Origin of the sequence: Helicobacter pullorum, assembly GCF_900638355.1 — a bacterium.
In the GTDB taxonomy this organism is placed as follows: domain Bacteria; phylum Campylobacterota; class Campylobacteria; order Campylobacterales; family Helicobacteraceae; genus Helicobacter_D; species Helicobacter_D pullorum.
In genome coordinates this window covers 948,736-967,082 of sequence record NZ_LR134509.1, presented here as the reverse complement: position 1 = coordinate 967,082, position 18,347 = coordinate 948,736, and the positions used below count along the sequence as shown (strand labels likewise).

Annotated in this window: 19 protein-coding genes and 1 tRNA gene; 16 read left to right on the top strand and 4 right to left on the bottom strand. The window is 32.7% G+C overall.

Annotated features, from left to right (window positions below):
- Position 1 precedes the first annotated feature (1 nt).
- The 3 genes from trmB to EL247_RS04705 all read right to left on the bottom strand — a co-directional run bounded on the left by trmB (position 2) and on the right by EL247_RS04705 (position 3,606).
- Entirely contained in the window at positions 2 to 1,231 is a 1,230-nt protein-coding gene (gene trmB, locus EL247_RS04715) for a tRNA (guanosine(46)-N7)-methyltransferase TrmB (RefSeq protein ID WP_104745281.1), read from the bottom strand.
- Positions 1,231 to 2,487: a fibronectin type III domain-containing protein gene (locus EL247_RS04710; RefSeq protein ID WP_054194977.1), complete on the bottom strand. Its 1,257-nt coding sequence runs from the start codon at positions 2,485 to 2,487 to the stop codon at positions 1,231 to 1,233. Before EL247_RS04710 ends, trmB begins: the two co-directional genes overlap by 1 nt.
- 126 nt (positions 2,488 to 2,613) lie before the next feature.
- The gene (locus EL247_RS04705) at positions 2,614 to 3,606 is read right to left on the bottom strand and encodes an RluA family pseudouridine synthase (RefSeq protein WP_232019729.1); all 993 of its coding nucleotides are present in this window, start codon (positions 3,604 to 3,606) and stop codon (positions 2,614 to 2,616) included.
- A 75-nt stretch (positions 3,607 to 3,681) separates the two neighbouring features.
- Here EL247_RS04705 and EL247_RS04700 point away from each other — a divergent pair, with 75 nt between their 5' ends.
- From EL247_RS04700 to EL247_RS04625, 16 genes are all read left to right on the top strand, one after another.
- Complete coding sequence (locus EL247_RS04700; RefSeq protein WP_104745280.1) at positions 3,682 to 4,803, top strand: FtsW/RodA/SpoVE family cell cycle protein; 1,122 nt, start codon at positions 3,682 to 3,684, stop codon at positions 4,801 to 4,803.
- Positions 4,794 to 4,870: transfer RNA gene (locus EL247_RS04695), tRNA-Ile, on the top strand. The genes EL247_RS04700 and EL247_RS04695 overlap by 10 nt, the downstream gene beginning before the upstream one ends.
- Positions 4,871 to 4,904: 34 nt before the next feature.
- On the top strand, positions 4,905 to 5,126 hold the full coding sequence (locus tag EL247_RS04690) for a heavy-metal-associated domain-containing protein (RefSeq protein ID WP_054197745.1): 222 nt from the start codon (positions 4,905 to 4,907) through the stop codon (positions 5,124 to 5,126).
- A 27-nt stretch (positions 5,127 to 5,153) separates the two neighbouring features.
- Positions 5,154 to 5,987, top strand: a complete 834-nt coding sequence (locus EL247_RS04685; protein WP_005021055.1) for a TerB family tellurite resistance protein — start codon at positions 5,154 to 5,156, stop codon at positions 5,985 to 5,987.
- Positions 5,977 to 7,902, top strand: a complete 1,926-nt coding sequence (gene ciaB / locus EL247_RS04680; protein ID WP_104745279.1) for an invasion protein CiaB — start codon at positions 5,977 to 5,979, stop codon at positions 7,900 to 7,902. Before EL247_RS04685 ends, ciaB begins: the two co-directional genes overlap by 11 nt.
- Positions 7,889 to 8,716, top strand: coding sequence for a CheR family methyltransferase (locus EL247_RS04675; protein ID WP_054194980.1), 828 nt, complete (start codon positions 7,889 to 7,891; stop codon positions 8,714 to 8,716). Before ciaB ends, EL247_RS04675 begins: the two co-directional genes overlap by 14 nt.
- 6 nt (positions 8,717 to 8,722) lie before the next feature.
- Complete coding sequence (locus EL247_RS04670) at positions 8,723 to 9,373, top strand: CheB methylesterase domain-containing protein (protein ID WP_172594050.1); 651 nt, start codon at positions 8,723 to 8,725, stop codon at positions 9,371 to 9,373.
- Positions 9,374 to 9,375: 2 nt separating this feature from the next.
- Positions 9,376 to 9,963: a YigZ family protein gene (locus EL247_RS04665; RefSeq protein WP_104745278.1), complete on the top strand. Its 588-nt coding sequence runs from the start codon at positions 9,376 to 9,378 to the stop codon at positions 9,961 to 9,963.
- Positions 9,964 to 10,698 carry a hypothetical protein gene (locus EL247_RS04660; protein ID WP_104745277.1) on the top strand — a complete coding sequence of 245 codons (735 nt, stop codon included), beginning with the start codon at positions 9,964 to 9,966 and terminating at the stop codon, positions 10,696 to 10,698.
- A gap of 109 nt (positions 10,699 to 10,807) precedes the next feature.
- Positions 10,808 to 11,314: a YqhA family protein gene (locus EL247_RS04655; protein WP_040499647.1), complete on the top strand. Its 507-nt coding sequence runs from the start codon at positions 10,808 to 10,810 to the stop codon at positions 11,312 to 11,314.
- A gap of 1 nt (position 11,315) precedes the next feature.
- Positions 11,316 to 11,834 (top strand): LolA-like outer membrane lipoprotein chaperone, encoded by a 519-nt coding sequence (gene lolA, locus EL247_RS04650; RefSeq protein ID WP_005021073.1) that lies wholly within the window; start codon positions 11,316 to 11,318, stop codon positions 11,832 to 11,834.
- A gap of 117 nt (positions 11,835 to 11,951) precedes the next feature.
- Positions 11,952 to 13,235, top strand: a complete 1,284-nt coding sequence (locus tag EL247_RS04645; RefSeq protein WP_005021074.1) for a citrate synthase — start codon at positions 11,952 to 11,954, stop codon at positions 13,233 to 13,235.
- Between the two features lie 83 nt (positions 13,236 to 13,318).
- On the top strand, positions 13,319 to 14,671 hold the full coding sequence (locus EL247_RS04640; RefSeq protein ID WP_104745276.1) for a class II 3-deoxy-7-phosphoheptulonate synthase: 1,353 nt from the start codon (positions 13,319 to 13,321) through the stop codon (positions 14,669 to 14,671).
- Between the two features lie 211 nt (positions 14,672 to 14,882).
- The gene (gene hsrA / locus EL247_RS04635) at positions 14,883 to 15,554 is read left to right on the top strand and encodes a homeostatic response regulator transcription factor HsrA (RefSeq protein WP_005021080.1); all 672 of its coding nucleotides are present in this window, start codon (positions 14,883 to 14,885) and stop codon (positions 15,552 to 15,554) included.
- The gene (locus tag EL247_RS04630) at positions 15,533 to 16,834 is read left to right on the top strand and encodes a sensor histidine kinase (RefSeq protein WP_232019728.1); all 1,302 of its coding nucleotides are present in this window, start codon (positions 15,533 to 15,535) and stop codon (positions 16,832 to 16,834) included. Before hsrA ends, EL247_RS04630 begins: the two co-directional genes overlap by 22 nt.
- A gap of 28 nt (positions 16,835 to 16,862) precedes the next feature.
- Positions 16,863 to 17,588: a hypothetical protein gene (locus EL247_RS04625; protein WP_126442079.1), complete on the top strand. Its 726-nt coding sequence runs from the start codon at positions 16,863 to 16,865 to the stop codon at positions 17,586 to 17,588.
- Here EL247_RS04625 and murI read toward each other — a convergent pair.
- Positions 17,585 to 18,346, bottom strand: coding sequence for a glutamate racemase (murI, locus tag EL247_RS04620; RefSeq protein WP_126442078.1), 762 nt, complete (start codon positions 18,344 to 18,346; stop codon positions 17,585 to 17,587). The genes EL247_RS04625 and murI overlap by 4 nt on opposite strands.
- Position 18,347: the final 1 nt, after the last annotated feature.

Here is an 18,347-nt window from a genome sequence, read left to right as displayed (position 1 = left end):
ATTAAAGTCCTTGTGTTGGTTTTTGGTTTAAGAGTGAAATAAGCAGCTGGTGGGCTTTGTGATTAATTTGTGTTGGTAATGGATTTTCTCTAAAATAATGCAAATGTGTATCTTCTATAAGGTAGCGAGTTTCTGGATAATTGAAATCGCCAAATGCAATTTTGAGTAATTTGCAATCTGTGGAATCTGCAATCAATAAGTCTTCTAAGTGCAAAAAATAATCCTCTTGAATAATTTTCTTTTTTTGAAAGAATTTTTGAAGGGAAGTGTTTGAAAAATCAAATGTATAATCAAAAGATATAGGGCTACTACTTTGTTTTGCAAAGATTTCAAGATTGTAAATATTTTTTTGCTGTTTTAGCCATCTAGCTTCATATTTGCTGATAATCTCTTCTTGTGCATTTGAAGTGTATTGAATCTCTAAATTAGGGTTAGAGGTTGCAAGATCTTTTGCGTAGCAAAAATACTCATAGCTATCTGTGCGTAATTGTAAATGTCCATTTGGTATTAACACTCTTGAGGCTTGAGAGAGAAAGGCATTGCTAAAGATTCTTCTATGGGGTTTTTTATCCCAAGGGACTGGAAAATGCACGAATATTTTTTCAAGTGTATTAGAAGGAAGAAGCTCTAAGAAGATTCTAGCATCGTAGGCTAAAAGTAGGATATTATCAAGTTTATTTAATTCAATTTGTCTAGCAACTTGCTCCAAAGATGGATAATGAATTTCTAAACCAATGTGTAAAATATTAGGGTGTTTTTGGGCATTATAGAGGAGATGTCTGCCGCTACCAAAGCCGATTTCAAGCCAAACTTTTGGATTTTTAAGTTTTTGTTTTTTGAGTAGAGTGTCAAAATCCAAGAAATCTTCAATATGCTTAATAAAGGGTATTTTTCCCAAATAGAGATTATTTTTTTCATGAAGATTATGGGTGAGTAGGGAATCTTGAAATTGAGAGAGAATTTCTAGGGATTTTTTGATAATGCCAATGGGGGCAATTTTTGAGTTTTTATCGCATTTTACAATGGTTTCATGGTTAGTTTTTTTGATTTCTAGGAAGTAGTCTTTGTTTTTTAGAGAAGAAAGAGTAGGGGAGAAATGCACTTGCAAAAGCGAAAAATTAGGATTATTAGCCGAAGTAAATAAATTAGTAAAAGTAAATTCCCCTTCTTTTGTTGTAGAGGTGAATGGAAGGGGAGGAAGGGTGAGGCTTTGGGTTTTGAAATGTGGCATTATTTGGCAGGTAAAAATAGCATAATTTCTTCAGTTTGTTTTGATTCTAAGCCATTTTCATCAACAGCGCTGATTCGGTAATAGTATTTTTCTCCAGCCCTAACTTCATTATCAATAAATTCTGGTGTAAGGACTTTATTGTAACGCAAAGTTTCTCCAAAAAAGCTTGAATCTTTTTTATACACAATATATTCTACTGCACGATTATCTTGTGGATTCCAGCGTATAACTGCAGAATTTCCTTCAATTTGTGCATAAGTGATTAAAGGGGTATTAGGCAATCCCAAAGTAGTTCCTATAATCGGTCCTGTTTCAAGGCTTTCTATGCCATCTTTATCAGTAGCGGTAATTTTGTAATAATACTGTTTGCCATTATCGTCAATAATATCTTGGTAAGTATTGGTATTATTTGGAATTGTGGCTAATTTGCTAAAAAAATTAGATTCAAAATTTGAGCGAAAGAGGTTGTATTGTGTAACTTCTGGATTTTGATGTAAATCCCATTTGAGTGTAATTTGCTTGGGAATATTGTTGCTTGCGGTAAAATTAGAAATAGGGGTTGGTTTGGGTTTTGTGGTCGCACTTACAATTTGTGAAGGAAGGGATAGAGTTTTATTGACATTGTAAGCGAAGATTCTATATTCATGTGTTGCGTTATCTTCAAGCTTGGTATCCAAATATTCCACTAATAAGCGATTATTTATATCAGCTAATTTATCCCAGTTTCCTTTGGAATCTTTTTTTTCTATAATATAGCCTATTACCCTTGTGTCTTGGTGAGGATTCCAAATGATTTTAATTTTTCTAGGGTAGTTTCCTATGGCTTCAATATAGCTTACAGCAGTGATAAATTGTGTTTTTGCGCTAATGGGTGAGGAGAATTGAGAAATATTTTTTTGTGCATCAAAAGAAGCAAATTGATAGAGATATTCGGTATTGGATTCGAGTTTATTGTCTGCATAATGTGTTGTGAAACGAGAATCTAGCGTGGCAATTTTGCTAAAGCTTGTTTCATTTGGCTTTTTGCGATAGATATAATAACCTGCTATTTCTGGATTTTGGATTAGATTCCATTCAAATGCAATTGTATTAACATCGCTTAATACACGAATATCACTAGGAGGAGTAATGTTTGGATTAATAGAGGGTGTGCTCCCAAAACTAAAATTGCTACTTGAACTACTACAAGCACTAAAAAATGCGGCAATAACTAATATTAAAAGCTTAAAAAAAGTGTTTTTAAATAAAAATAACATAATCAAGAATCCTTAAATTTCCTAAAATATGCTTTTAGGTTTTGATTTTAATATAATTAAAAAGTTTTATCATAGCATAGATTTGCCAAAAAATCTATTATTTTTATAAATTAGCTAAGTTTTATTTTAAGTAAATTTTGAAAGATAAATATCTTGTAAAGGCAAAATGAAATTTTTTGCAAATAATTCAAAATCTTGTGAGGCATAAAAATTTTGGTGCAAAAAAAGAAGCATATCTTCAAAAAGAGGTGCATAGATTTTTAAGGGTTTTTGGGTGGTGGGGTGCTTTAGATAGAGTAAAGAAGAGTGGAGAAGAATCCTTTGTGTGTAATTTCCTTTGTAGTTGTAAAAAAAATCTCCTAGAATATGGCGATTAATTTTGCTTAAATGAGCGCGAATTTGATGTGTTCTGCCACTAAAGAGTTTTGCACCTATAAGTTCAGTTTTGCCATTATCGATGATTTTGAAAAATGCAGTTTTTGCATCTTTGGAATCTGGAGTTTGCTTGGAAGTTGTAATGTATTTTAAGCGATTTTTTGGGTGTCTTATCAAAGGCGAATCTATAATAATATCTTGTTTGAGGGGTTGGTTGATAACACAAAGATAATAGCGTCCCATTTCTTTGGTTTTGAGTTGTTGGCTTAAGATTTGATGGGAATGGTTATTTTTGGCAATGACAATGGCGCCACTGGTGGTTTTGTCTAATCGGTGAATAATGCCCTCTCGATAAGAATCTCCCAAATTGGAGAGTTTGAAATTTTGCTCTTTTAGCCACTCATGGAGCGTGTATTGAGTGTCTTCTTGGTTGGTTTTATGCACCACCAAATTAATGGGTTTGTTGAGGACTAATAAATCTTCATCTTCATATAAGATTGGAATGTGGATTTTTGGAGTGGGTTTGGCAGTTTCCAAAAGAGAAGGGAAGATATGAATCTGGTCTTGCTCTTTGAGGATAATTCCATTTTTTGAGGCTTGTGTTTGATTGAGAGTGATTTGTTTGTTGTGAAGCATTTTATTGATTTTGTTGCGTGATAAATTTAGTTTTGTTGCCAAAAAAATATCTAAACGCATTCCAGATTCTTGAGGGGTTACCAAAAAATTTAAAATTTCTCTTTCCATTGCTAAATGTTTTATTCTTTCCTAGATTAAATTATGTTAAAATTTCTATTATTTATTTTTTAAGGTTTATTTGTTTTGTTTGGGTTTAATAGAAATATTCTATCATTTTTTGATTTTACTTTACCTTTATTAGTGACTCCTTTGATTTTGTTATCGTGGTTTTTGATTAATGAAAACAATGAATTTTTGGGTAATAAAGTCCTTATTTATACTTTTATTGGATTATTGATTTTTATTGTAGTTTTTTTGATTCCTATACGGCGTATGACTTGGGCGATTATTGGGTTTTATTGGATTAATATTATATTGCTGGTTATGGTAGATTTTTTTGGTGATATGAGGCTTGGGGCTCGTAGGTGGCTTGAAATACCTTTTGTGCATTTTACCTTCCAGCCTTCAGAGACAATGAAACCTGCTTTGATTTTGATGCTTGCTTATTTGATTACTAAGAATCCCCCTAAGAAAAACGGTTATGGATTGCAAGAATTTTTGAAACTTTCTTTTTTTATTTTATTGCCTTTTGTTTTGATATTAAAACAGCCAGATTTGGGGACAGCGCTTGTATTGTTGATTATGGGATTTGGTGTTTTATTTTTGGTGGGAGTGAATTATAAAATATGGTTGGTTTTACTTATTTGCGTGGGTTCTCTCTCTCCGGTATTGTATGCAAATTTGCACGATTATCAAAAAAAACGCATTGTGGATTTTGTATTAAAAGAGCCTGATTATCAAGTCAAGCAATCAATTATAGCGGTTGGTTCGGGTGGAATCTCTGGCAAAGAAAAAGAAAATGCCACTCAAGCGACTTATCGTTTTTTGCCTATTGCGACAAGTGATTTTATTTTCCCTTATTTTGCGGAGCGTTTTGGGTTTGTGGGTGTTATTGGATTGTTTATTTTGTATGTGGCATTGATTTTTCATATTTTTAGTATCGGCAATGTGGATAGTAAGGATTATTTTCTCAAAGTAGTTGCTTATAGTGTGGGATTATTGATTTTTGTTTATTCATGGGTAAATATTGCCATGACAATAGGATTTGCCCCTGTGGTTGGAATCCCATTGCCGCTTTTTAGTTATGGAGGAAGTAGCTTTATTACTTTTATTATTTTATTTGCAATTTTAGAACATCTTCTTGCTTTTAAATATAAATTTGTGTATAATTACGCTTCTAAAAATTTTTTAAAGAAGGGCCCTTAGCTCAGCTGGTTAGAGCACTCGGCTCATAACCGATTGGTCATAGGTTCAAGTCCTATAGGGCCCACCACTTTTTACCTTCAACTTATTTTAGGAAAATTATTATGAAAATCCAATGTGTTAATATTAAATGTCAAGGTTGTGTTAATAAAATTCAAGAATCTTTAGGGCAAAAATTCCCTACTTTAAAAGTAGATATTCCAAGTCAGAGCGTCGAAGTGGATGCTAATGAAGAAGAATTAAAAGAAATTAAAGCGAAGTTACAAGAATTAGGATTTTTGAAGTCAGAGGGAGTTATAGGGAAAATCAAAGGCTTTTTTCAATAGATATATTCAAGTTTTTTAAGGATAAATATGGAGATTCTGCTACTTATTACAATCGTAATTATTGCGATAGCTTTTATTAATTTCAAAGATTATTTATCAAATCCTCAAAAACGCCAGCAATTTCAAACAACTATTCAAGATAATCAAATCCAAGAAGAATTTCAAGAATATGAAGACCCTTATAAAAATTTAAGCAAAGAAAGCAAAATCAAAAAAAGTCAGTATGGAGTAATGGTCGGATTATTGGCAAAGTTAGCACAAAGCGATGGGAAGATCTGCGAGCTTGAAAAAGAGCTAATAGAAAATACTATCGAAGATATTGCGCAATCACTTACATTGCAAAGCGCTATGAATCAAAAAGAAGAAATTTTGGAGATTCTGCATTCTATTTTTCAAAATACTACCGAAAGTGTTGAGGAATTAAGTCAAGCGTATGCGGATTTGACAAAAGGGCAATATAAAAGTCGCTTGAAACTTGTGGAGTATTTGTTGGCGCTTGCTTATGCTGATAAAGTTCTAAGTGAAAATGAACGCGAAGTGATTTTGGATGTCGCTGCGTATTTGGAAATTGAAAATGATGATTTTAATAAAATGTATGATGCTTTTGTGGAGTTTTATTCCAAAGAGGACATCAAACAAGATTATAAGGAAGCTTGCAAGGTTTTAGGGGTGAGTGAAGAAGCGGATTTAAAAGAGATTAAGACAAAATATAAAGCATTAGTGAGAGAGTATCATCCTGATATTTTGCACCATAAAGGTTTAGAAGAATCTATCATCAAAACTTCCACAGCAAAATTGCAAGAAATTAATGCAGCATATGAAATTATTGAGCAATATAAAAAGGAAATGGGTGAAAAATAAAAAAGAGATTTTTAGAGATATTGCAGAAATTTATTATTTTTTAGAAAATGAAAATCAAAAAGTCAATTCCCTATATCACGAGGTAGAAGCCCAAAATATCCCTGCATTTTTAGAATGTGTTTTTCAACTAATTCCAAAAACTCCAGAGACAACATTTGCTGTTATTGATAGAATCGTATCTCTAAAAGAAGGTGCTTTGGTAAATGTTTTGGAGAAATTGGGGATTAAAGAAGAGGAAATTTTAAAAATACGCTTTTTAATGTTTCAAGTTACACGAGATTTTTATATGCAAAAGCATGAAAAAGTATTAGAGTTTATTTGCAATAAGAATCTTTTGACGCCTTTTTTGAGAGAGTTGCTCCAAAGTATTCATAAAATTGGTTTGGTGTTTAATAGTTTTTTTGAAAATTGGCAAAGGGAATTGATTTTAGGAATTAATCAAGAATTAAAGCAGAAATATCAAAATATCGAAGAGATTCTAAAAGCACTTCAAGAGAGTATGGAAATAACAGAAAATGGGGAAATGAGCGATAGAAGTTATTCTGTCCCTGTGTGGCAAGACAATCAATATCAAGCAATAGCTTATGCAAAATTTTTTCAAGAGGATTTTAAGAGATTTAAAAAAGTTTTTGAAAATATTTTAATGCAACTTAAAGGCATAGAGGAAAATTGTCCAGAAGTGGAGCAGAAGCAATATTATCTTAATTATTTGGAAGCTTTAAGGGAAGCTTTGTTGCAAGAAGATGTGAGTAAGCTTTTGGAATCGTGGAGAAAAGTGGATAAAGCTTGGATGCAAATTACCACTCCTTTACAGATTGGGCATCCTTTGGAGTATTATGAAGATCATTATAGAAAAGCAGTTGCACCTGAATGGGATTTGAGAATTGCTAAGATTTATCAAGGTTTGGATTTAACTAATCTAAATCATAAAGATGAATTAAAGATTAATAAAGAATCTTTTTTGGAGTTTTATAGAGAATATACAAAGCAAATGCCAAATTCTGCTTATAAAAATGAAATTGATATTTGCGTGCAAGAATCCTTGCAAAAAACACAAAGCTATGGTGGGCAACCTTTGTTATTTTATGGAGCGGAGATTAATGGGCTATTTAGCGCTCAAGTAGTTCCTAATGATGAGAGTGTGAGTGCAAAATTTGGAAAGAAAATATTTTATTTTCCTGATAGGGTGAGAGAGATTTTGTGTTCAAAACCCTTTATGCTTTTAAGTAGCAAAACTTTCCCCAAAGAGTTTTTGGAATTTAATCGGGAGATGTTGTATTTTAGAAAAGAAGATTGGTATAAGGTTTATGAAATTTCGACTATAGGGCATGAATTTGGGCATATTTTGTGGGTAAGTTTAGATACTGAATTGAAAATGAATAAGAGTGGTCAGTTTAAAAATATAGAAGAATTTAAAGCTACTATGGGAGGGTTAGCTTATTATTTTGTAGGACAAAACCATACGCTTTTGAAGGAATTGATTTTTAACACAATTACAAGGGCAGTTGGGCTAATTGCATGGAAAAAGGAAAATGAGGTTTTGCCTTATTATTGTGAGGGATTAATTCATTTGGATATTATGTTTGAAGTGGGGGTTTTAAGGTATAATGGAAGCTTTGAAGATATAGCTTTGCAAATAGATGAGACAAAAATACCTCTTTTGGTAGAGAAATATTTACAAACTTATAATAAACTAATTGAATTTTATCTTTCTAAAGCAGATGCATCTGGGTTTTTGTTTGATTATGTGAAAAAAGACCAAGAAGGTTATTATCAGCCCATAAGAGAAGAACTTGCAAGATTCACTTTTGATTATTATGAACAATACAATAAAATAGGGCAGATTGCAGATTCATTGAAGGTTGAGGAATGGAAAAAAGATTATTTAAAAAGGAAAAATATTGCCAATAATTAGTGAAACAGAAATTAATCAAGCAAGAAAAATGATTTATGAAATGGCAGGAATCCATCTTCCTAGCAACAAAGATTCAACGATTAAAAATCGCTTAGAAAAGTTGGCTCGTGATTTAAAGATTGAAAATTTTAATGATTTTTTTATGCAGCTTAAAGCAGGAAGATTCAAGCAAGACTTTATTAATAGTTTTACAACTAATAAAACAGATTTTTTTCGTGAGGGTTTTCATTTTTTGGATATGGTTAATCGCATTTTGCCTCATCGCTTGCGAGAAAATGAGCCTTTAAAGGTGTATTGCTCGGCTAGTTCAACAGGGGAAGAACCTTATTCAATTGCTGCAACTTTGCTTTATGCAAAGGATATTTATAAAGCTAATATTCCCATTAGTCTTGTAGCGACAGATATTGATACTTCAGTTTTAGAATTTGCTAAACAGGGAAAATATGTGGTAGATACTTTTTTGAATCCTCTTCCCACTTGGCTAGATATTAAAGATTTTTTTGAGATAGCACCAAAAAGTCAAAGAGAAATTTACATGAATGCTAAGCAATCCCTAAAGAATATTATTACCTTTAAGCAGCATAATTTATATGCAAAAAATTATCCTTTTGGGCAAAGAGAATTTGACATTATTTTTTGTCGCAATGTTTTGATTTATTTTAAGGTAGAGGATCAAGAAAAAATACTTAATCAACTTTTTTCTCATCTAAAAGTTGGTGGAACTCTTTATTTGGGGCATTCAGAGAGTATTTTGGGGTTGGCACCAAAGGTGGAGCGTTTGGGGCAAAATATTTTTATTAAAACTAAGGATTGATTTTTGATGCAAATTAATCACAAATATCATCCAGATTTAATCTTGAAATCTAATCCATATAAAAGCGAGGGCAAAAAGCTTATTGCTATTGGAGCAAGCACAGGCGGGGTAGATGCAATTGCAAAAATTTTGCAAGTATTGCCAAAAAATTTACCCCCTATTATTATCACGCAACATATTCCAGAGGGCTTTTCTACCTCTTTTGCAAATCGTTTGAATCGCATTTCTTCTATTGAAGTTTTTGAAGTGAATGAAAAAATGCATTTGCATAATTCTTGTGCTTATCTAGCACCCGGGGGCAAACATTTGCTTTTGGATAAAAATTGCAATGATTACTATGCAAAAAGTGTCGATGGAGAAAGAATCTCTCGCCACAAACCTAGTGTAGATGTGATGTTCCGCAGTGTCAATAATGTTGTTGGAAAAAATGCACTTGCAATCATTATGACAGGCATGGGAGATGATGGAAGTATAGGTATAAAAGAGCTTTATGACAATGGGGCTTACACAATAGCGCAAGATGAAAATAGCTGTGTTGTTTTTGGTATGCCAAAACAGGCAATTGCAAGAGGGGCAGTTTGTGAAATTGTAGGATTAGATGAGATACCTAATAAAATCATACAATTCTCTAGTGGAAATCTCAAAAGAGGGCATTAAGTGTGGAGCTTTTCTATCCTCTAGCAGAAACGCAGAGTGCTTTTGAGATTAAGGGTTCTTGCTTTATTTCCATGCTTATACCCATTCAAAATTTTGAAAATACGCTACTTTTAATGCGTCAAGAACACACTAAGGCAGTGCATTTTGTGACTGCTAGTCGTTTTTTGAATCCTCAAGAGCAAATTGAAGAATCTTTTAGTGATGATGGGGAGCCAAAGGGGACTTCAGGAATGCCAACCCTTAAAGTTTTAAGAGGATATAATTTGATTGATTGTGCTTTATTGACTATACGCTATTTTGGTGGGACATTGCTTGGCACAGGTGGGCTTGTAAGAGCATATACTCAAGGAGCCAAAGAAGTAATTTTGAAAGCCAAAGATGAGGGGAAATTAAAGCACTATATTCCCCAAAGTGTTCAAAAAGTATTTGTTTGCTTTTCTTGTTTAAACAAAATAGAATATCTAGCCAAGAAAATGGAGATTGTGATTTTCAAAAGAGAATTTTTAGAAACAGGTGTAGAATTAAGCGTGCAAGGCTGCAAAAATGCTTTAGAGCATTTTATGGCAAAAGTGGAAGAATTGAATTTTTGAATGTTTAATAAAATTATTATTTTTTTATGTTTTGCTTTGATGGCTTTTGCTAAAGAAAGGGAAACGGAAGCCTCAAAGTATCTTAAGCTAAATATTCAGCACAATAATCCTTTTAATCGCTTTCAAAAATATGGGAATATCTTGGGTGTGCCATTGCCGGTGGTAGAAAATAAAATACCAAAATATTATAAGAAATCTCCTTATTTGGAACAAGAAGAAGTGGTAGATCTCAAAAGTGATGATTGGAAATTAGAACCTTTTGGGCTTAGCCATAAAATCTTTAATGTCGCATTAAAACAAATTTCTCCGATTTTTAGCCAGCAAATTGATGGTGTATTAGAAAATTATATTCCCAAAGTGAATTTTAATATCAATTTAGATACTTATTTTAGCCAAGATACACAGAATTTGGGGGGAGATATCAATCTTACCTTTCCGATTTTGGAGCATCGTAATTCTTCTGTGTTTTTTCTAGGGGGCTTTATAAGGGATTCGCAAACTGGAGAGTGGAGTGAAAAATATGGCATAGAACACCAAATGCAATATAAATTTCTTCAAAATATTATTTTTCGACAATCTTTGATACAAAACAATGACACCCTAAGTGAGCGTATTTGGAATTATGGGCTAGAATATTCTCCTTTTAAAAATTTTTCTACTTATATTCAAAGGGAAAATCGAAAAATACAAAAAGATAGCACAAAAACAGGGGTGCGTTATAGAATCGTATTTTGAGGTTTTTTCAATAAAGCAAATAAAAGCCATAAATAAAACTTTTGAAATTTATTAGGAATAGATTTGCTATAATTGCACATAAAAATATCAAGGAACAAAATTGGAATTTATGCGTATTATATTTGAAAAAATGATGTGGAATGCTAGAATGTTTATTATTTTGGCAGTTGTTTTATCGCTTGTTGGAGCGATTTTGCTTTTTATTGTGGCAAGCGTGGATATTATCAAAGCAGCCAAAGATACTGCCTTGTATTATATGCATGCTCTACCAGAAGGCTCTGATATTCACAATATTTTGCTAAACACCATTATTATGGCAATTGATTTGTATCTCATTGCTGTTGTTTTGTTGATTTTTTCATTTGGATTGTATGAGTTATTTATTTGCAAAATACAAATCAAAGATGAGAGTAGCTCCAAGGTATTAGAGATTCATACGCTTGACCAGCTTAAAGATAAACTTGCAAAAGTGATTGTTATGGCTCTTATTGTGGCTTTTTTCTCCAAAGTGCTTAATATGGGTATGAAAAGCACTCAAGATATGCTATTTTTTGCAATTTCTATCCTTGCATTGGCAATAGGTTTGTATTTTTTACATAAAGATTCTAAGCATTAAAATGTTTAAAAAAATATTTTTATTATTGATGTTTTTGTGTGTGGTGGATGCCAAAGAGATTAAAATATTAGAATCTATGCAGGCAAAATTTACACAAAAAATTTTTTCTGATGAGCATACAATTACCTATAAGGGAGAAATTTTTGCACTCGCACCAAGAAGCTTATTGTGGAAATATCAAACGCCAGTTTCAAAAGAAATTTATATCGAGCAAGATACTATGATTATTTATGAGCCACAATTAGAGCAAGCCATTTTTACGCATTTGCAGGAAAATTTAGATATTTTAAATCTTGTTCATCAAGCAGTAAAAATCACTCAAGATCATTATGTGGCAGAAATTTTAAATCAAAAATATCATTTGTATTTTGCAAAAGGGATTTTGCAAAGAATCTCTTTTGAAGATTCAATGGGGAATCAAGTTGAGATTGTCTTTGAAGATATTCAAGTAAATCCAAAAATTGATCCTAAAATATTTGATTTCAAACCAGCAAGCAATATTGACATTCTTTATAATTAAAAATGTGTAAAAAAGTATAAAATATTTTTTTTGTCTTAGAATTTAATTATTTTTTGACTTTTTTAAAAAAAAGTGCAGTAAAATGCTTGTAAATTCAAAAAATATCAAGGAGTAGTTATGGGAAATATAACGCTTATCAATAATGAAACAGGTGAAAAATTTGATTTTGACTTGATAGAATGCACAAGAGGTCCTAAAGCAGTAGATTTTAGTAAATTATTTGAAAGAACAAATATATTTTCTTATGATCCCGGTTATGGTTCTACAGCAGGCTGCGAATCGACTATTAGTTATGTTGATGGAAAAAATGGGAAATTACTCTATAAAGGGATTCCTATTGAAGAAATTGTAAAAAAATATAAATTTACAGATGTTGCTAAATTGTTGATTACAGATGAAGCGCCAAAAGATGAAAAAGAATCCAAAGAATTTGATTTAGAATTAAGGCATCGTTCATTTTTGCATGAAGGCTTGATAAATATCTTTAGTGCTTTTCCGGATAATGCACATCCAATGGCAAATTTAAGTTCGGCAGTAGCAGCATTATCTACTTTTCATTTTGACCATAAAGAAATGGATGATGAAGATGATTATCAAACAATGGCGCGTAGAATCATTGCAAAAATTACTACTTTAGTGGCTTTTTCTTATCGCAATTCTATCGGAGCCCCTTTTATTTATCCTGATATTAGTAGAAGTTATGTAGAAAATTTTCTTTATATGCTTAGGGCTTATCCGGGAGGTAGATTAAAATATACTTTGGAAGGGCATGAAGAAATCACTCCGCTTGAAGTAGAAGCGTTGGATAAAATTTTTATTCTTCATGCAGACCATGGACAAAATGCTTCAACGACAACGGTTCGTAATGTTGCTTCCACAGGTGTGCATCCCTATGCTGCAATTTCTGCTGGAATCAATGCTCTTTGGGGACCTGCTCATGGTGGAGCAAATGAAAAAGTGTTGGTTCAATTAGAAGAAATCGGCGATGTGAAAAATGTTGATAAATTTATTGCAAGAGTGAAAGACAAGAGCGATCCTTTTAGGCTAATGGGATTTGGACATCGAGTGTATAAAAGCTACGATCCGCGTGCCAAAGCTATTAAGGCTTTGAAAGATGAGTTGAATCAAAAAGGCATTAAAATGAATGCACGACTAAGCGAAATAGCAGAAAAACTCGAAGAAGTTGCATTAAATGATGATTATTTTAAAGAGAGAAATTTATATCCTAATGTGGATTTTTATAGCGGTATTATCCTCACTGCACTTAAGATTCCTGTTCCATTATTTACCCCAATTTTTGTGATTGGTAGAATGCCGGGTTGGTGCGCACAAGTAATGGAGCATATTAAAAATCCACACGCAAGAATCACACGCCCAAGACAAGTTTATCTAGGAAAATAAATTCAATATTTTTTAAGGTAAGGGCATTTTTATTTTGGATTTGCTAAAATCAAAGAAAAATTAGCTTTTTAGGAAATACCAAAATGACAACACAAGAATGGAATACCAAAAGTTGGAGGGGAAAAGTTGCCCTCCAGCAACCTATTTACAATGATATTGCACTTTTAGAGAGTGTAGAGAAGCAATTAAGCAAGTATCCTCCGCTTGTTTTTGCAGGAGAAGCAGAATCTTTAAAAAAACATCTCGCAAAAGTTTCTCGAGGTGAGGCTTTTTTGCTACAGGGCGGAGATTGTGCGGAGAGCTTTTTTGACTTTAATGCTATAAGAATACGCGATTTATTTAAAGTAATTTTGCAAATGGCAGTAGTGCTGACTTATGCAGGGGCTTGTCCGATTGTAAAGGTTGGACGCTTAGCAGGACAATTTGCCAAACCTCGCTCTAGTGATACAGAAACAATCAATGGAGTTACGCTACCTAGTTATCGCGGCGATATTATCAATGATATAGAATTTACAAAAGAGGCTAGAGAAGCAAATCCTAATCGAATTTTGCAGGCTTATAATCAATCTGCGGCGACTTTGAATCTTATACGAGCTTTTGCACAAGGTGGATTGGCTGATTTAAATCAAGTGCAAAAATGGAATTTGGATTTTGTGAGTGGAATCTCTAGTGAGCGTTATCAAGAAATGGCGGATAAAATTACTCAAGCACTTGCCTTTATGGGTGCTTGTGGGATTAATTCAAGCAATACTCCGATTTTACACGAGACAGAGTTTTTTACTTCCCATGAGGCTTTATTGTTGAATTATGAAGAAGCTTTGACGAGAAAAGATCATTTGAGCGGAAAATGGTATGATTGTTCAGCACATATGCTATGGATTGGAGAGAGGACAAGAAATCTTGAGGGCGCGCATTTGGAATTTTTGCGAGGAGTAGAGAATCCATTGGGAGTAAAAATTGGTCCAAATGCTACTAAGGAAGATATTTTGGGGATTTGTGAGATATTAAATCCAAAAAATGAAGCAGGGCGTTTAAATTTCATTATTCGTATGGGAGCAAATACAATCAAAGAAAAATTGCCAAAATTGCTTGAGTCTGTAAAGGGAGAGGGTAGAGAGATTTTGTGGAGCATTGATCCTATGCATGGCAATACGATTAAAGCAAGTAGCGGCTATAAAACACGCACTTTTGATAGTATTTTAGAAGAGGTCAAAAGCTTTTTTGAGATTCATAAAAGCGTTGGGACTTATGCAGGTGGTGTGCATTTGGAGATGACAGGTGAAGATGTGACAGAATGTATAGGTGGTATGCAAGCTATTACAGAAGAGAATCTAGGGTGCAATTATAACACGCAATGTGATCCTAGATTGAATGCAAATCAGGCAATAGAACTTTCATTTTTGATAGCAGATATTTTAAAAGAACGCAAGATATAGCTAGGGGGCTTAATGTTGGTTGAAAAATCAATGCCTCAAAAAAGATTATGGATATTTTGTTGTGATTACAAAAGAAGGGGTGAGGAAGGTTATACGAAAAATTAAAAATTTCTTAGCATTTTTTTAATTTTTCATAAAAGTTTTTTTAAAAATAGCTAAAAATATGCTATAATTTCAAGAAATTTTAATTTTACATAGTAAGGATAGTTTAATGCGTATTTTGATTATCGAAGATGAAATTAGCCTTAATAAAACAATCACAGAAGGGCTTAATGAATTTAACTATCAAACAGATGTCGCAGAAAATTTAAAAGATGGGGAATATTTTATCAGCATTCGCAACTATGATTTAGTGTTGGTTGATTGGATGTTGCCAGATGGGAGCGGTTTGGAAATCATTAGTCAAGTCAAGAGCAAATCCCCACGCACTGCAGTTGTTGTTATTTCTGCAAGAGACGATGCAGAAAGTGAAGTGGAGGCATTGAGAACGGGTGCTGATGATTTTTTGGCAAAGCCTTTTGATTTCAATGTATTAGTGGCAAGAATTGAGGCTAGATTGAGATTTGGAGGGACTAATCTTATTGAAATTGAAGATTTAATTATCAATCCTGATGAAGAGAAAATCACTTATAAAGGGCAAGAAATCGAACTTAAAGGAAAGCCATTTGAAGTTTTAACTCATCTTGCAAGACATAGAGATCAAATTGTTTCTAAAGAGCAATTGTTAGATGCGATTTGGGAAGAACCAGAGCTTGTAACACCAAATGTGATTGAAGTTGCTATCAATCAGATTCGCCAAAAAATGGATAAACCTTTAGATATTGCAACAATTGAGACAGTCAGACGCAGAGGTTATAGATTTTGCTATCCAAAAGGAGTATAAGAGGTGATTATGTAAGACAAATCACCATTTCCTTTGTCGCTCTTTTGGTCATTTTTTCGGTTGCACTCTATAGTTATTTGTATTTTACCGCTTATGGCAACATTAAACAAGAGTTGCAAAAATATAGCCAGCACATTCTTACAAACAATATTACTTATACAACAAATCAATCTTTTTATATTCAAAATACTAATATCCTTTCAAATGATACAATCAAAATTGTTGTTTTAGATGAAAAAATTATACAAGAATATTACAAAAAGCAAACCATAAAAGATGGTGTATATTTTTCACTTTTTGTCCCATACAAGGGAAATAAGACATTAAATATTACTAAAAATATTACCAAAGAGATGTGGTTTTTAGAGAATCTTTTTGAGGGGATAGTCTTGGTGAATTTCTTTGCACTTATTTTGATACAGCTTTTTGCATTGGCATTTTCTAATATACTCTATAAGCCTATCCATAATCTTTCACAAACTTTAGAGAAAGTCAAAGAGTATGATTTAGAAACATTAAATAACAATGCGTTGCCATTGGAGTTTCAACCTTTGGTATATTCTATCAATAATCTTTTGCAAAGGATTAAAAATTATCTTTCTAGCCAAAAACAGCTTTTTATCGGCATTGCTCATGAATTAAAAACGCCATTGGCAGTTATGAAAACAAAATGTGAAGTGACTTTGATTAAAGAAAGACAAAAAGAAGTTTATACTGATGCACTCAAGGAAAATATCTCTAGCATTAATGAAATGAATGCAATTATAAAAATGCTTTTGGATCTTGGAAGGCAAGAGAGTGCGCAATTTGAAAAATCAAGCATGGTTGATATTAATAAAATACTTAAAAAAATAGCCGATAATTTTATGATTCTTAGCAAAAAAGAAAATAAAAGTTTTTTTGTCGAGATCGGGGAAGAGGAAGTTTTATTGACAATAAAGCCCACACTGCTAACCCAAATCGTGCAAAATTTTTTACAAAATGCTTTTAAATTCACTCCCAAAGGTAAAAGTATCTTGCTAAAAAGTAGTGTGGAAGATGGAAAGCTAAATATTGTAGTTATGGATGAGGGATGTGGGATAGATTCGGAGCTTAATGATATTTATGCGCCTTTTAGACGAGCTGGCAATAAAAGCGGAGCTGGTCTTGGATTGTTCTTAGCAAAAAATGCTGCAAACGCATTGGGAGGCAATATTTCTTTGCAAAATCGCTCTGATAAGCAAGGAACTATTGCAAAATTTCAACTAAAAATTTCTGATAATTGGAATAAAAATTGCTAAGGTTTTTTAGAGTAATAAGGAGATTTTTATGCGATGGATTGTTTTATTTTTGTTTGCTACGATGGCATTTGCACTCCCAAAGGTTGAATTTAAAAATTCTTGTGTCCCGTTAGAAAAATTTAATGATACACAAAAGGAAGTGTTATTGCGTTCTTATTTGGCGGGATATCAATTTGGTTTTGGCTATACATTGGCAGCCATTGCGTGGAAAGAATCTTGTGCTGGAGAATATAAAATGAATTTTCAAGATCCAAGTGCTGGAATCTTTCATGCGTATATCCCGGGCGTTATTAAACGCTATCCCAAATTAAAACAAAATGGTTTTACTCAAAATATGGTTGGAGCTATGCTGGTGGAAGATGATAAATTTGCTGCTCAAATTGCGATTTCTGAATTAAAATTTTGGGATAAGATTCATAAGGGGAATTGGCGTAATATTGTTAAATCTTACAATAAAGGTTATAGTTGGCAAAAAAATTTACAATCCAACATTCAAGCAGAAAAATATTACGCAGATATTGCCAAAAAAGTCAAACAGCTTCAAGAATATTTTGCTTCTAATGAGCTTGATGAGACTGCGTTAAAAATTCCACAAGAGAAATTACAAAATATTGAATATTATGCGAATCTAGAAACCCAAAAAGAAAAAGAACCGCTGTTGCTTCCGATTTATCAAATAGGGACAGAGTTTGCCACTCCTTTGAAGAAAAATAAAACCATTCTTAAAGAATTTGAATTGATGGAGGATTACTAAAATTGACAATTTAGCCATAGGTTGGCTGTATTTTTTAGTTTATCTAGGCTATCACTCGCATAAAAAGTGATTTTTGTTTTGTGTTTGATAGAATGAAAAGTATATTGTTGCTTGAGATATTCCATAATGGCATTACCCGAATGGATAAGAATGGGTTTGTTTTGGTAGTAATTAGCAATAGCCTTGGCAATAAGAGGGAAATGTGTGCAGCCTAATATAATTGCATCTGGAGATTCTTTGTAATCTTTGAAATAATATTTCATGGTAGATTCTAAAATCTCTCCTTCAAAAATCCCTTCTTCTACGATTGGCACAAAAAGGCTTGTAGCAAGTCCATTGATATTTGTATAACCTTGTGTGTGAAGGAGATTTTGATATAAATTGCTGTTAATTGTGGCTTTGGTGCCAAGGATTAGAATGTTTGCGCTTTTATTGTCAAGATTATTAGTAAGCGCTAAAACTCCCGGTTCTATTACCCCCACAATAGGATAATTTGCAAATTTTTGCATAGAATCTAATGCATAAGCACTGATGGTATTGCAAGCAACCACTAATAAATCAAGGTTAAATTGCTTAAAAAACTCCAAAGCTTCTAATGAATATTGAATGATTGTTTCTTTGCTTCTCACACCATAAGGTACTCTAGCAGTATCGCCATAGTAGATAATTTCTTCAAAGCTATCTGAATCTATCAAGCTTTTTAAAACGCTAATTCCGCCCACTCCACTATCAAAAACACCGATTTTTTTGGGAGTCATC

Bases quoted from the DNA above. Each gene is read 5' to 3' on its own strand.
- trmB (WP_104745281.1), bottom strand. From the start codon at position 1,231: ATGCCACATTTCAAAACCCAAAGCCTCACCCTTCCTCCCCTTCCATTC.
- EL247_RS04710 (WP_054194977.1), bottom strand. From the start codon at position 2,487: ATGTTATTTTTATTTAAAAACACTTTTTTTAAGCTTTTAATATTAGTT.
- EL247_RS04705 (WP_232019729.1), bottom strand. From the start codon at position 3,606: ATGGAAAGAGAAATTTTAAATTTTTTGGTAACCCCTCAAGAATCTGGA.
- EL247_RS04690 (WP_054197745.1), top strand. From the start codon at position 4,905: ATGAAAATCCAATGTGTTAATATTAAATGTCAAGGTTGTGTTAATAAA.
- EL247_RS04685 (WP_005021055.1), top strand. From the start codon at position 5,154: ATGGAGATTCTGCTACTTATTACAATCGTAATTATTGCGATAGCTTTT.
- EL247_RS04670 (WP_172594050.1), top strand. From the start codon at position 8,723: ATGCAAATTAATCACAAATATCATCCAGATTTAATCTTGAAATCTAAT.
- EL247_RS04660 (WP_104745277.1), top strand. From the start codon at position 9,964: ATGTTTAATAAAATTATTATTTTTTTATGTTTTGCTTTGATGGCTTTT.
- EL247_RS04655 (WP_040499647.1), top strand. From the start codon at position 10,808: ATGCGTATTATATTTGAAAAAATGATGTGGAATGCTAGAATGTTTATT.
- lolA (WP_005021073.1), top strand. From the start codon at position 11,316: ATGTTTAAAAAAATATTTTTATTATTGATGTTTTTGTGTGTGGTGGAT.
- EL247_RS04645 (WP_005021074.1), top strand. From the start codon at position 11,952: ATGGGAAATATAACGCTTATCAATAATGAAACAGGTGAAAAATTTGAT.
- EL247_RS04640 (WP_104745276.1), top strand. From the start codon at position 13,319: ATGACAACACAAGAATGGAATACCAAAAGTTGGAGGGGAAAAGTTGCC.
- hsrA (WP_005021080.1), top strand. From the start codon at position 14,883: ATGCGTATTTTGATTATCGAAGATGAAATTAGCCTTAATAAAACAATC.
- EL247_RS04625 (WP_126442079.1), top strand. From the start codon at position 16,863: ATGCGATGGATTGTTTTATTTTTGTTTGCTACGATGGCATTTGCACTC.
- murI (WP_126442078.1), bottom strand. From the start codon at position 18,346: ATGACTCCCAAAAAAATCGGTGTTTTTGATAGTGGAGTGGGCGGAATT.